The organism is Methylobacterium indicum, from assembly GCF_001043895.1.
GTDB lineage: Bacteria > Pseudomonadota > Alphaproteobacteria > Rhizobiales > Beijerinckiaceae > Methylobacterium > Methylobacterium indicum.
This window is the reverse complement of the sequence record NZ_JTHF01000243.1, coordinates 19,864-31,231: the sequence shown is the minus strand read 5'-3', so window position 1 is coordinate 31,231 and position 11,368 is coordinate 19,864. Positions and strand designations below refer to the sequence as shown.

The following is an 11,368-nucleotide window of genomic DNA, read 5'->3' as shown; positions in this document are numbered from 1 at the left end:
GCAACGCCGCGTCGCCCGCCGCATCGTCGGCGCCGTTATGGCCGTAGCAGCCCGAGCCCTCGACGTGGATGCAGCGCACCTGTGCCTCGGGCAGCGCCAGCATCTCGGCCAGCGCCTTGCGCAGGGGGAACATCCCTTGCGCGTGCGACCAGACGGTGAGGCGGGTGCCGTCGAACTCCGCCACCGCGCAGGACGGGCCGATCGAGCCGTGCATCTGGTAACGTCGGCGGTATCGCGCGGTGATCGTGCGCCCCGCCGGCACCGGCGTGCCGGCGCCGGCCTCGTGGATGATCGTGCGCTTGGCCTCCCGCCCCGCGAGGTCGGCAAACAGCGCGTCGGGCTCCGGCACCGGGGTGCCGCCCTGCCAGACGGCGTGCGCCGCGAGCGCCCGCATCGCGGTCACGGCCGCGTATTCCCGCTCGGCCAGCACCGCCAGAAAGTCGCCGTCGCGGTGGACCCGGATCACCCCGGGCCGGGCCTCTACCGAATCGGCGTCGAGCGCGACGAGGCGGGCGCCCGGGCGGGGCGGCCGCAGGATCCGGGCATGCACCATGCCGGGCGCGCGGATGTCCTGGACGTAGGCCGGTCCGCCCGCGACCTTGGCGGGGATGTCGACCCGGGGCAGCGGCCGGCCGACGACCGTATGGGCCGCAGGCACGCGCAACGCCATCGCCTCGGGCACCGGCGCGTCGAGATCGACCTCGGCGGCCAGCTCGCTGAAGCGCAGCCGGCGCCCGTCCGGCGCCGCCACCATCCCGTCCGCCACGCTCAAGGATTCCGCCGGCAGGCCCAGTCGGAACGTGGCCGCCTGAACGAGGAGCGCCCGCGCGGCGGCGGCGGCGAGCCGGATCGCGGTCGCGGAATCCTGCATCGAGTGGCTGCCGGCGGTGTAGCCCTCGTCCGGGGTCAGCTCGGTGTCGGCGGTGACGAGGCGGAGGGCCGCCGGATCGAGCCCGAGTTCCTCCGCGGCGACCTGAATCAGCGCCGTCTTGATCCCCTGGCCGAGCTCGGCCTTGCCGGTGAGCACCGTGACGCTGCCATCCGGGTCGAGGCGGATCCAGGCGTCGATCCGCGGCGCCTCGGACAGGCTGCCGGGCAGCGCCGCCCGGGCCGGGCCGACCCCGACGAGGAGCGCGCCGCCGACGAGCAGCGCCCGGCGGGTGAGCGCGGTCACGACCCGCCTCCCGCGGCCGGGCCGGGTTCCCCGGCGGCCCGCCGCACCGCGGCGAGGATCCGCATATGGGTCCCGCAGCGGCACAGGTTGAGCCGCAGGGCTGCCCGGATCTCGTCCTCGCTCGGATGCGGGTTCGCCCGCAGCAGGGCGTGGGCCCGCATCACCATGCCGGCGATGCAGTAGCCGCATTGCGCCGCGTTCTCGGCGATGAAGGCGGCCTGGAGCGGCCCCGGCGCCTCCGGCGAGCCCAGGCCCTCGACGGTGGTGACCGGGCGCCCCTCCAGCACGCCGATCGGGGTGAGGCAGGAGAGGACCGCCCGGCCCTCGACCTCCACCGTGCAGGCGCCGCACTGGCCGAGCCCGCAGCCGAACTTGGCGCCGTTGAGCCCCAGCTCGTCGCGCAGGACGTAGAGCAGCGGGGTGTCGGGCTCGGCCGCGACCGTCCGGGCCCGGCCGTTCACCGTCAGGGTCGGCATCGGCGGTATCTCCTCACGGCGTCGCCTCCGCTCTGGCGCCCGGCTTGCGGACTTCCGGCCGGGCCGTCTCACGCATCAGCCGCCGCACCGTCCCGTCGAGGTCGGGCCACGGCCCGTCCGGGCTGAAGCGGGCCCGCAGGTAGGCGGCGAGGTCGGTCATCTGGGCCGGCGTCAGCATCGTCCCGTAGGCCGGCATGATCGGCCCCGGCGCATGCTCTCGCGGTGAAATTCCATCGCGCAGGGTCAGGATCAGGTTGCGCGGGTCGGGCGCCCGCAGAGTCGTGCGGTGACCGAGAGAGGGGGAGGTGTAGGGCACGCCGCCGGCCGCACCGCCGCCGCTCTCGTGGCAGGTCGCGCAGGCGCCCGCATAGGTCGCGGCCCCGCGGGCCAGCGCCGGATCGTTCTCCGGGACCGCTTGGTCGACCGGGCCGGTGCGGCTGCCGGCGGGGCCCGGGCCGTAGAGCGTCGCCGCATAGGCGGCGAGCGCCCGGATCTCGCCTGCCGGCACGGTGCGGTGCGCCTCGACCACCGGCCGCATCGGCCCGCCGGCACCGCCGTGCTGCGGGTCCCACTCGGCGAGGTAGCGGGCGAGATCGTCCTCGCTCCAGGCGAGGGGCGAGGGCGACGAGCGGTCCAGCGGCGGGACCCACCAGCCGTCGGCCTCGCCGCCCGCATAGGCCTTGGAGCGGATCTCGGCGCCCAGGAGGTTGCGCGGGGTGTGGCAGGCGCCGCAATGACTCAGCGCCTCGGCGAGGTAGGCGCCGCGGTTCCAGTCCGGCGAGCGGCGAGGGTCGGCCGGACTCGCCGGGGCGCGGGCGAAGAGCAGCTTCCAGCCGGCGATCAGCGGGCGCCAGGAGAGCGGCGCGGGCAGGGCGTTCGGGGTCGCGGCCTGCCGCACCGGCTCCCGGGTCATCGTGAAGGCGTAGAGGGCGGCGATGTCGGCATCGGTCAGGCCGGCATAGTGGGTGTAGGGGAAGGCCGGGTAGAGATGGCGCCCCTCGCGGTCGACCCCCTCGCGCATCGCCCGGGCGAAGGCGGCGAGCGTGTAGCGGCCGAGCCCGGTCTCGGGATCGGGGGTGATGTTGGTCGAATAGATCGTGCCGAACGGCGTCGCGACCCCGCGGCCGCCCGCGTAGGGACGCCCGCCCTCCGTCGTGTGGCAGGATGCGCAATAGCCCAGCGCGGCGAGGACCGCGCCCCGGCGCACCGGTTCGGCCGCGACCTCGTCCGGGGCGGGGCCGCCCGGCGCGATGGGCGAGCGCCACGCGGCGATCCCGAAGCCCGCGACGGCGGCGAGGACCGCCCCTCCCAGCCAGACGGCGATCCGGCGACGCCTCACGGCCCCTCCCGCGACAGGATTCCGATGGAGGGCGCACCCTCCGGCACGCGGGACAACCGGGGCCTCCCGTCGAGGTTCCGCGACAGGCCCGCCCGCGCCGCGGCGGCGGTGACGCGGGCGGAATGAGCGCCGGGGTGAACCGCACGGTCTGCCGCAAGGTCTTGCCGCAATCCTGCGAAACAATGCTATCGTCCGGGCTGTTGCGGCGGTCCCCGTGAGGCTCGGCCGTCATGGACCGGCGGCGGAGCCGCGCCGCGGTCCCGTCGTGCGGACGATCCCTCGCCCGCCCGGCCTGCCGGTCCCGATCTTGCCGATCCCGCGGGGCCGACGGGCGATTCTCTCCGGGGTCGTGTCCGGATGCGGCGTCCCCGCACGAGGCCGACGCCGTACGGCTCGGCAGCATTTCATGGCCCAGCAGAATCTCATGGCCCGTCAGAATTTCATGGCCCAGCAGAGTTTCCAGGCCCGCCCCGGGCCACCGCGGATGAGCGAGGACGACGCGGCCTGCCGCGCCTGCTGCGGCCAGATGCGCGCGCATTGGCAGGAGCGGCCCCATGCCCGCCTGATGGTCGTGGCCTCGACGCCGGTGGTCGAAGCCTTCGGCGGCGGTGTCGAGACCCGCTACCTCTGCCTCGATTGCGGGCATACCCTGCTGCATTCGACCGGCCGCTTCGGCCAGGGCTGGCATTGAATCGAAGGCTGGTATGGGGCGGCCTCCGACCTCGGCTCGCGCCGTGGGGCGGGCCCGCGTACCGGCGATGCCGATGATCGTCGCCACGTCCGAGCGGCCCGACCTCGCCGCCGTCACCGCGCGCTGGCGCTGGGAGGCCTTTGCGCGGGGCCAGGGCCGCAGCCTGTCCGAGGTCGCCGCCGCCGAGGCCGCGACCGCTGCCGGACCGGGCCCGATGCCCCGCACGCTGGTCCTGCTCGCCGGCGGCGAGCCCGTCGGCATGGCGAGCCTGGTCGCCCACGACCTCGACCCGCGGCCCGACCTCACCCCCTGGCTCGCCGGCGTCTACGTTCCGCCCCACGCTCGCGGCCGCGGCCACGCCGTCCGGCTCGTCGCCGCGATCGAGGTCGAGGCGGCGGCGTCGGGTGTCGCGACGCTGTGGCTCTACACCCGCACCGCCGAGCCGCTCTATGCTCGGATCGGATGGCGGACGGTCGAGCGGTTCGCGTACCGGGACAAGCCCTACGCGCTGATGCGGCGCGACCTCCCGTGAGGGGCATCCGGTTCCGGCCGCGTGGCCGGGGCTGACGGCCGCCGGCCCTCGACAGGCGGCGTACCCATCCCGCATGGCCATTCCGCTTCCCATCTGCAGGGCGCGACGCCCTCACGACCTCACCCGAGACCGCACCTCATGACCGACGCCCCCGGCCGCCCGACGCCGATCCCGCTCACGATCCTCACCGGCTTCCTCGGCGCCGGGAAGACCACCCTGCTCAACCGGCTGCTGCGGGCGCCGGAACTCGCCGACACCGTGGTCATCGTCAACGAGTTCGGCGAGGTCGGGCTCGACCACCTGCTGATCGAGACGGTGGACGAGGGGATGATCCTGCTCGGCGCGGGCTGCCTGTGCTGCACCGTGCGGGGCGACCTGATCGCGACCCTCGAGGATCTGCTGCGCAAGCGCGACAACGGCCGGATCCAGCCGTTCCGCCGGGTGGTGATCGAGACCACCGGCCTCGCCGACCCGGCGCCGATCCTGCACGCGATCCTCTACCACCCCTACGTGGCGATGCGGTACGCGCTCCAGGGCGTGGTCACGGTGGTGGACGCGGTCAACGGTCCCGGCACGCTCGATGCCCACCCGGAGGCCCTGCGCCAGGTCGCGGTCGCGGACCGGCTGGTGCTGACGAAGGCCGACCTTCCGGGCGCGGAGGCCGCGGCCCTGCGCGCGCGCCTGTCGGCGATCAATCCGGCTGCGCCGATCCTGGCGCCGGACGCGCCGGCGGACGACTTCCTGGGCGGCCTGTTCGACCTCGACGGCAAGGTCGCCGACGTGCGGGCGTGGCTCGGCGCCGAGGCGCAGGATCACCACCATCATCATCACGGCCACCACCACCACGACGTCAACCGGCACGACGCGGCGATCCGGGCCTTCCACCTGGTGAGCGACGCGCCGGTGCCGCGGGGCACCTTCGAGATGTTCCTCGACCTGCTGCGCTCCGCCCACGGGCCGAAGCTCCTGCGGCTCAAGGGGCTGGTGGCGCTCGCCGACGATCCGGGGCGGCCGGTGGTGGTGCACGGGGTGCAGCACGTCGTCCACACCCCGGCGGTGCTGCCGGCCTGGCCGGACGACGACACCCGCTCGCGGCTGGTGCTGATCGTGCGCGACCTCGATCCGGCCTTCGTGCGCCGGCTCTGGGACGCCTTCCTGGGCCGGCCGGCGGTGGATGCGCCGGACGCCGCGGCGCTGACCGACAACCCGCTGGCGATCCCGGGGGGTTGAGCCCCGCGTCTCCGGCACGGGTCTTGAAGCGCTCCGCCCGGCACGGCCGCAGGGGCAGCGCCCGCGTCCCGTTTCGGGACGGATGATCCGGAACGAGGCTGCGATGAGCACTCCCTTCACGCTGATCCAGGGCGGGCTGACCCAGGGCGCGCTGACCCAGGGTGCGCTGACCCAGGGTGCGCCTGCGGCCGGTGCGGTGAGCCTGCGGGCGGAACTGCGCCATCCCGCCTCGCTGCGGGAGCCGGAGGTGGAGGCCTGGCGCAGCCTGATGGCGCGGGCGCTCGATCCGAGCGTCTACGCCGATCCCGACTTCGCCCTGACGATGGCCCAGCACCTCGCCGACGGGCAGACCCTCGCGGTGCTGCTGGTCTGGCAGGACGGGGCGCGGGCCCCGATCCTGCGCGGGGCATTGCCGCTTCGTCTGCCGGCGCACCAGGCCATGGCCGGACGGGCCCGGCTCTGGCGCCTGCCGCTCGCCGGCAGCGCCGAAGCGGCGATCGATGCCGGATACGCCAATTTCGTCCTGCGCGCCGCCCTCGACCACCTGCGCGGCTCGCCGCTCCATCTCGTCGACCTGCTGTGGCCGGACCTGCGGCCCGATTCGACCCTGGCGGTCGCGCTGGGCGAGGCGGCGGGCGGCACCGGGCGGCGTCTCACGCTCGCCGAGCAGGCCGCGCCGCGCGCGGCCGTGCCGGCGCCCCTGACCCTGCCGGCGGGCCGGACCTCCCTGGAGCGGGTGCGCGATCCGGCGCGGCTGCGCGACGCGGTCGAGCATTTCCTGGTCCTCGACGCGCGGCGCGGCGCGGACAGCCTCCTTGCCGACCCGGCGACCGCCACGGCCTTCCGGGTGGTGACGCGGCGCTTCGCCCATCGGCGGCAGGCCTGCGTCGATCTCGTGCGGCGCGACGGCGAGGTGGTGGCGGCCGCCATCCACCTCGCGACCGGACGGCACGACACGATCTGGCGCCAGGCCGGCCTGTGCCTCGCTCAGGCGCCGGTCTCGGCCGCCGAGCCCGCCCGTATCGAGGCGGTGGTGACGGTGGAGCGGGCCGGGACCGTCCGGGCGCCGCGGCAGCGGACGGACCTGCGGCGGCTCTTGCGCCTGCGCGCCTGACGCGAGGCCTTGCCGCTACTCGTCCTCGCCGAACCGGTTGGCGAGGAGGGCGGTGATTGCCTCCATGCAGGAATCCTGGTCGGGGCCGAGGGCCGTGACACGGATGCTGGTGCCCTGGGCGGCGCCGAGGGTCAGAAGGCCCATGATCGAGCGCCCGCCCACGGTCTCGCCGCCCCGGCTCACCGTCACGTCCGAGCCGAATTTTTCCACCGTCTGGACGAACTTGGCGGAGGCCCGGGCGTGCAGGCCGCGCCGGTTGATGATCGGAAGGTCGCGGGCGCTGGCGCCCTCGGGGATCGGCGGCAGCTCGCCGTCCTCGTCGTTCGTGTCGGCAAAGGGCGTCATCGGTCGGGGGTACCTGCTCGGAACCGGTGGGACCGGCTCAAAAGGCCCGTCGTCCGGCTCTCGCACGTCTCGAGGAAGTCGGTTCCGCCAGGGTAACGGGGCCGGCGCAGAAAGCTAGAGCGCGGGATCGGGACGGCGAGGGCCCGGGATCGACCGAGGGTCGGAGGCGGAGCCGAGGCGGCGACCGATGCTGCTATTTCCGGCTCGGGCGGAGCGGCCCGTAGAAGCCGCTCCATTCCATGCCCAGGGCCCGGGCGCGCTCAGCCAGCACGCCGGGCACCGACAGCAGGCTCGCGACCGGAGAGGCCAGGATGCCCGGCTCGTTGAGGAGGCGTCCGACCTGCCGTCCCCGCCACCACAGCAGCCCGTACAGCAGGACGAGCATCAGGAGCAGGCCCCAGGTCACGAGGCTCTGGCCGAAGAGATAGAGTCCGTAGGGCGGCGACAGGGCCGTCCCGAGCCGGGACAGACCGACGCCGACGACCGGCAGCAGGATCAGGAAGCCCAGGAGTTCCAGCGGCAGCCGGCGAAAGACCCGCAGGGCGGCGTTCAAATCCTCGACCGGCACGGCGTCGAGCGACAGCCGGTCGTCGTTGATGGTCTGAGTCACGGAGCCTCCCGGCATCGGCGCCGCCTGTCACGAGGGCGACCGTGCCGTTCTAGAGCGCTTCACGATCGCGTTGCAATCGCGAAGCTCTCTAAGTCTTTGTTTTGCCGCATTTTCTTCGACGAACCGGCATCCACTTCGTCGGAAATGCTCTAGGATGCCAGGCCCGCGTGGGCCACCCTGCTCCGGCCTGTTGCGGCCGGCCTCGGGTCGATCCCGTCGATGGGTCCCCGGCGGACTCTACTTGCCGGCGAGCACCCGCGAGGCGACGTTGATGTACTTGCGCCCCGCTTCCTGGGCGTGGAGCACCGCCTCGCCGAGGCTCTCCTCGTCGCGGACGCTGGCGAGCTTGATCAGCATCGGCAGGTTGATGCCGGCGACCACCTCGACCGAGCCGCCGTTCATGCAGGAGAGGGCGAGGTTCGAGGGCGTGCCCCCGAACATGTCTGTCAGCACGACCACGCCCTCGCCGGAATTCACCCGGCACACCGCCGACATGATGTCCTTGCGACGGACCTCCATGTCGTCCTCGGGGCCGATGGTGATCGTCTCGAGCTGCTCTTGCGGCCCGACGACGTGCTCCAGCGCGGCTTTGAATTCCGTCGCGAGCAGGCCGTGGGTGACGAGCACCATTCCAATCATCGACACGAGTTCCGACGCCCCGTTGGAGCCGAGCCGCCATTTTGTGCAGCGCAAAGGCGAGCGCAAGAGCAATGCGGCGAAATCCGCATCAATCGGTCATCATCATGACACGGAGGCGGCGCCAATGCCACAACACCGTTTCGGCGCGGCCGGGGCCTCGCGACAGGACCATCCTGGGGAGCCGGACCCCGCGGAGAAGGACCGTCTCCGTTCCCTCCTCGGGCATCCGCGGCGCGGCATCCTCGAGGTCGACGACGAGGCGCAGGATCGCCGAAGGCACCGTCGCGTCAACAGCTTGCAGGCCGAGACCGCGAACCTCGACGAGCCCGGCGAGCACCGGGTGCGGGCGCGCCACGACCCGCCCGTGACGCTGGGTTAGAACGACCCGGTCGTCGCCCACCAGCGCAGCGAACGTCCCATACCTGGCGCCGAGGCCGAGAAGGTCACGGGCCAGGGTCGATTTGCCGCTCCCCGCCGCCCCGCGCACCAGGATCCCGGCCTCGCCGACGACGACGCAGCTCGCGTGCACGGTGCCGGTGGCCGCCTCCCCCCCGGTCACCGGCTCTGGGCCGGGATGCGGACGATGAAGCGGGCACCGAGCAGCGCCGGCTCGCCGTCCTCCCCGGCGGGGCCGAGCCGGTTCTCGGCCCGGATCGTGCCCCGGTGGGCCTGGACGATCTGGCGCGAGATCGAGAGGCCGAGCCCCGAATTCTGACCAAAGCCCTGCTCCGGCCGGTCGGTGTAGAAGCGCTCGAAGATCCGCTCCAGGGCGTGCGGCGGGATGCCGGGGCCGTCATCCTCCACGGTCAGCTCGACCGCGTTGCGGCGACGCCGCAGGGCCACCCGGACGCTGGCGCCCTTGGGCGAGAACGAGCGGGCGTTGTCGAGGAGGTTGTTGACCACCTGGCCGAGCCGGCTGTCGTGGCCGAGGATCGCGAACGGGTCCTCGACATTGGCCGGAGCCGGCTCGACCGCGAGGTCGATCGCCGCGTCGCCCCGGCGCCGGCGCTCGTTGGCGACCGACACCACCGTGGTGATGAGCTTCCTCAGATCGACCCGGCCGGCCTCGGCCCGGGCGAGCTCGGCGTCGAGGCGCGACGCGTCGGCGATGTCGCTGATCAGCCGGTCGAGGCGCTTCACGTCGTGCTGGATGACCTGCATCAGCCGGCCGCGCGATTCGTCGGTCTTGGCGAGCGGCAGGGTCTCGACGGCGCTGCGCAGCGAGGTCAGCGGGTTCTTCAGCTCGTGCGAGACGTCGGCCGCGAAGTTCTCGATCGCGTCGAGGCGGCGGTAGAGCGCCTGGGTCATGTCCCGCAGCGCCCCCGAGAGGTGGCCGATCTCGTCGGTGCGCCGGGTGAAGTCGGGGATCTCCTGGCGCGACTTGATGCCGGTGCGCACCCGCTCGGCGGCCTCCGCCAGACGCCCGACCGGGCCGACGATCTGGCCGGCGACCAGCATCGAGAGCACCACCATGACGAGGGCCGCGATGATGAAGACCTGCAGCAGCGAGAAGCGTTCGGCGGCGATGATCTTGTCGATGTCGCCTTCCTGCGTCGAGAGCAGCAGGGCGCCCCGGACGGTGCGGCCGCGCTGGATCGGCACCGCCACCGACACGATCGTCTCGCCCGGGCCGTTGCGGCGCACCAGCGTGCCGCGGGCCCCCGTGAGCGCCCGCTGCACCTCCGGCAGGGTGCGCCCGTCCGCCGGGCCCGGCTCGTCGGCCGCCGAGGAGCGGCCGAACCACGGCACGTAGCCGCGCACGGCGTTCCAGGCCTGCTCGACGAAGCTCGACCGGTCCTTGCGCAGCGGCGGCGGGTCGCGGCTGAGGTCGCCCCGGATGTAGAGGCCGCGGGAATCGATCAGCATCGTGCCGTCGCGGTCGTAGACCCGGGCGCGGGTGCCGGTCGGGGTGATCAGGCGGCGCAGGAGCGGCGCCACCCGCTCCGGGTTGAGGGAGAATTCGAGACCCGAGGGCGCCTCGTCGGCGAAGGACCCGCCCTCGCCGGCCTGGAGCTGGAGCAGGCGGTCGGGATCGATGGTGATCGCGTCGGTGTCGACGGTGGCCGAGGCCGCGATGGCCCCCGCGATGATGTCGCCTTGCGTCAAGAGGCTCTGTACCCGGGCCTCGATCAGGCCCTGGCGGAACTGGTTGAGGTAGAGGAAGCCGATGAGCAGCGCGATCAGCCCGGCGAGGTTCAGGACCACGATGCGCCGGGTCAGGCTCGAGGCGAAGCGCTGCGCCACCCAGCGCCGGACCGAGCGCCAGCCGAACGGCTCGCGCGCGGCTTCGGCATCCGGATCGATCTCGCCGGAGGTCCTGAGATCCGCCGTCTTCTCTTGAACCCGGGCGCGGCCCGGGCTGCGCAGGAGGCGGCCCGTGCCCTGGAGGAGGCGGCCGGGGCCGCCCAGGAGGCGGCGCATGGCGCCGGAAGGCGAGCCCTCGCTCACGCGATCGTCACTCTGGCGGTCAAGTCGCTCACATTTCCTTGAAGCGGTAGCCGACGCCGTACAGCGTCTCGATCATGTCGAAGCTGTTGTCGGTGACCTTGAACTTCTTGCGCAGCCGCTTGATGTGGCTGTCGATGGTGCGGTCGTCGACATAGACCTGGTCGTCGTAGGCCGCGTCCATCAAGGCGTTGCGGCTCTTCACGACGCCGGGGCGCTGGGCGAGCGCCTGCAGGATCAGGAACTCGGTGACGGTCAGCGTCACCGGCTCGCCCTTCCAGGTGCAGGTGTGGCGCTCCGGATCCATCATCAGCTGGCCGCGCTCCAGCGAGCGGGCGGCGGCGGCCTCCGCCTCCCGGGCCGAGGCGCCGGGCCCCGCCTCCTTGGCGGCGAAGCGGCGCAGCACCGCCTTGACCCGCTCGACCAGCAGGCGCTGCGAGAACGGCTTCCGGATGAAGTCGTCGGCGCCCATCTTGAGGCCGAACAGCTCGTCGATCTCCTCGTCCTTCGAGGTCAGGAAGATCACCGGCAGGTCGGATTTCTGGCGCAGGCGGCGCAGGAGCTCCATCCCGTCCATGCGCGGCATCTTGATGTCGAAGATCGCGAGGTCGGGCGGCGAGTGCTTCAGGCCGTCGAGGGCCGACGCACCGTCCGTGTAGGTCTGGATCCGGTAGCCTTCGGTCTCCAGCGCGATCGACACGGAGGTCAGGATGTTGCGGTCGTCATCGACGAGGGCGATGGTCGGCATGGGCATTCCCTGGGGGCAAGCGTCG

Annotated in this window: 13 protein-coding genes; 4 read left to right on the top strand and 9 right to left on the bottom strand. The window is 73.2% G+C overall.

From position 1 onward, the window contains the following. The 3 genes from QR78_RS25415 to QR78_RS25405 form a co-directional block, all read right to left on the bottom strand. Window positions 1-1,174, bottom strand: a 1,174-nt coding sequence (locus QR78_RS25415) for a molybdopterin cofactor-binding domain-containing protein (RefSeq protein WP_048430380.1), incomplete at its 3' end; no start/stop codon positions are given. Further along, a complete protein-coding gene (locus tag QR78_RS25410) occupies window positions 1,171-1,650 on the bottom strand; it encodes a (2Fe-2S)-binding protein (RefSeq protein ID WP_048430379.1) in 480 nt (159 codons plus the stop codon). The genes QR78_RS25410 and QR78_RS25415, both read right to left, overlap by 4 nt. Window positions 1,651-1,663: 13 nt before the next feature. Then, a complete protein-coding gene (locus tag QR78_RS25405) occupies window positions 1,664-2,989 on the bottom strand; it encodes a cytochrome c (RefSeq protein WP_048430378.1) in 1,326 nt (441 codons plus the stop codon). A 424-nt stretch (window positions 2,990-3,413) separates the two neighbouring features. On the opposite strand from QR78_RS25405, the gene QR78_RS25400 reads away from it, so the two are divergent. The 4 genes from QR78_RS25400 (at window position 3,414) to QR78_RS25385 (ending at window position 6,556) form a co-directional block, all read left to right on the top strand. Next, window positions 3,414-3,680: a hypothetical protein gene (locus tag QR78_RS25400; protein ID WP_244276349.1), complete on the top strand. Its 267-nt coding sequence runs from the start codon at window positions 3,414-3,416 to the stop codon at window positions 3,678-3,680. Window positions 3,681-3,753: 73 nt separating this feature from the next. Next, window positions 3,754-4,212 (top strand): GNAT family N-acetyltransferase, encoded by a 459-nt coding sequence (locus QR78_RS25395; RefSeq protein WP_053221079.1) that lies wholly within the window; start codon window positions 3,754-3,756, stop codon window positions 4,210-4,212. Window positions 4,213-4,350: 138 nt separating this feature from the next. Then, window positions 4,351-5,442, top strand: coding sequence for a CobW family GTP-binding protein (locus tag QR78_RS25390; RefSeq protein ID WP_048430377.1), 1,092 nt, complete (start codon window positions 4,351-4,353; stop codon window positions 5,440-5,442). A 103-nt stretch (window positions 5,443-5,545) separates the two neighbouring features. Next, complete coding sequence (locus QR78_RS25385; protein WP_048430376.1) at window positions 5,546-6,556, top strand: GNAT family N-acetyltransferase; 1,011 nt, start codon at window positions 5,546-5,548, stop codon at window positions 6,554-6,556. 15 nt (window positions 6,557-6,571) lie between these two features. Here QR78_RS25385 and QR78_RS25380 read toward each other — a convergent pair whose 3' ends face one another. From QR78_RS25380 to QR78_RS25355, 6 genes are all read right to left on the bottom strand, one after another. Then, complete coding sequence (locus tag QR78_RS25380) at window positions 6,572-6,901, bottom strand: HPr family phosphocarrier protein (protein WP_048430375.1); 330 nt, start codon at window positions 6,899-6,901, stop codon at window positions 6,572-6,574. Between the two features lie 193 nt (window positions 6,902-7,094). Then, a complete protein-coding gene (locus QR78_RS25375) occupies window positions 7,095-7,511 on the bottom strand; it encodes a hypothetical protein (RefSeq protein ID WP_082171652.1) in 417 nt (138 codons plus the stop codon). A 237-nt stretch (window positions 7,512-7,748) separates the two neighbouring features. Then, complete coding sequence (locus QR78_RS25370; protein ID WP_048430373.1) at window positions 7,749-8,150, bottom strand: PTS sugar transporter subunit IIA; 402 nt, start codon at window positions 8,148-8,150, stop codon at window positions 7,749-7,751. A gap of 88 nt (window positions 8,151-8,238) precedes the next feature. Then, window positions 8,239-8,709 carry an HPr kinase/phosphorylase gene (locus tag QR78_RS25365; RefSeq protein ID WP_048430372.1) on the bottom strand — a complete coding sequence of 157 codons (471 nt, stop codon included), beginning with the start codon at window positions 8,707-8,709 and terminating at the stop codon, window positions 8,239-8,241. Continuing rightward, window positions 8,706-10,598 carry a sensor histidine kinase gene (locus QR78_RS25360; protein WP_244276506.1) on the bottom strand — a complete coding sequence of 631 codons (1,893 nt, stop codon included), beginning with the start codon at window positions 10,596-10,598 and terminating at the stop codon, window positions 8,706-8,708. Before QR78_RS25360 ends, QR78_RS25365 begins: the two co-directional genes overlap by 4 nt. Window positions 10,599-10,626: 28 nt before the next feature. Next, a complete protein-coding gene (locus QR78_RS25355; RefSeq protein WP_048430384.1) occupies window positions 10,627-11,343 on the bottom strand; it encodes a response regulator transcription factor in 717 nt (238 codons plus the stop codon). Between the last annotated feature and the right edge of the window lie 25 nt (window positions 11,344-11,368).

Bases quoted from the DNA above. Each gene is read 5' to 3' on its own strand.
- QR78_RS25410 (WP_048430379.1), bottom strand. From the start codon at position 1,650: ATGCCGACCCTGACGGTGAACGGCCGGGCCCGGACGGTCGCGGCCGAG.
- QR78_RS25400 (WP_244276349.1), top strand. From the start codon at position 3,414: ATGGCCCGTCAGAATTTCATGGCCCAGCAGAGTTTCCAGGCCCGCCCC.
- QR78_RS25395 (WP_053221079.1), top strand. From the start codon at position 3,754: ATGATCGTCGCCACGTCCGAGCGGCCCGACCTCGCCGCCGTCACCGCG.
- QR78_RS25390 (WP_048430377.1), top strand. From the start codon at position 4,351: ATGACCGACGCCCCCGGCCGCCCGACGCCGATCCCGCTCACGATCCTC.
- QR78_RS25385 (WP_048430376.1), top strand. From the start codon at position 5,546: ATGAGCACTCCCTTCACGCTGATCCAGGGCGGGCTGACCCAGGGCGCG.
- QR78_RS25380 (WP_048430375.1), bottom strand. From the start codon at position 6,901: ATGACGCCCTTTGCCGACACGAACGACGAGGACGGCGAGCTGCCGCCG.
- QR78_RS25370 (WP_048430373.1), bottom strand. From the start codon at position 8,150: ATGATTGGAATGGTGCTCGTCACCCACGGCCTGCTCGCGACGGAATTC.
- QR78_RS25355 (WP_048430384.1), bottom strand. From the start codon at position 11,343: ATGCCGACCATCGCCCTCGTCGATGACGACCGCAACATCCTGACCTCC.